This is a genomic window from Enterococcus malodoratus (genome assembly GCF_027659535.1).
In the GTDB taxonomy this organism is placed as follows: Bacteria; Bacillota; Bacilli; order Lactobacillales; family Enterococcaceae; genus Enterococcus_A; species Enterococcus_A malodoratus.
Window position 1 is genome coordinate 246 of record NZ_JAQDPG010000029.1, and the last position, 647, is coordinate 892.

Below are 647 nucleotides of genomic sequence, written 5' to 3' on the forward strand. Positions count from 1 at the left end.
CGTGGTTACCGGAACTTTCTTTTTCTAAAAGCAAATAAAGATTTTCCGCATTCTGGGCAAGAATCTAGTTTTCTTTTTTGCTTCTCTGTTAATGAGCTACAATAACCACAGTGTTGACCTTTTTTAGGTGTTGGACCTGGCTCATGACCTATGAAATAAGGTATCTTTCCGAAATGTCTCATTCGCCGTCCTCCTAATCACTCAAACTGTCACTAATCATTTTTTCTAATTCCATCATGATTTCATGTGGCAAATTTACTTCTATATCGATGCCTCTATCAAAGCAATTCATTCGTAATAGATAGGTGACATCTTCGTCGCTAATTTCCTTAACTATTCCAAGTTTGTATAAATTGCAGTTGTTCACTACGACGTTTTTTTGTAAGTCGTGCAAACTAGTTTTCTTTTCGTATCTCACTTCATAGCTCATTTTTAAATCCTCCTTGATTGCTGTCGTTAATTGACTAAAACATTTCATAAAGAATATGGTAGGGACGACCGCCAAAAGTACAATCAATTTCCTCTTCTAGCCATGTCGTTATCTTAGATACGTTTTCTTCTGACATTTCCAATTGATCTAAGTAATCCCAAATATCAATATCTGAATCATCTGCCATATCTTCTAAAATTTCATCTAACCATTCTTT

Annotated in this window: 3 protein-coding genes; all 3 read right to left on the minus strand. The window is 34.9% G+C overall.

The window, feature by feature from the left end; genetic code table 11:
- Positions 1-5: 5 nt before the first annotated feature.
- Positions 6-182 carry a hypothetical protein gene (locus PGP85_RS21245; RefSeq protein WP_270329359.1) on the minus strand — a complete coding sequence of 59 codons (177 nt, stop codon included), beginning with the start codon at positions 180-182 and terminating at the stop codon, positions 6-8.
- An 11-nt stretch (positions 183-193) separates the two neighbouring features.
- The gene (locus PGP85_RS21250; protein WP_270329361.1) at positions 194-430 is read right to left on the minus strand and encodes a hypothetical protein; all 237 of its coding nucleotides are present in this window, start codon (positions 428-430) and stop codon (positions 194-196) included.
- A 34-nt stretch (positions 431-464) separates the two neighbouring features.
- Positions 465-647 (minus strand): hypothetical protein (locus PGP85_RS21255; RefSeq protein WP_270329362.1); only part of this gene is annotated, 183 nt, incomplete at its 5' end.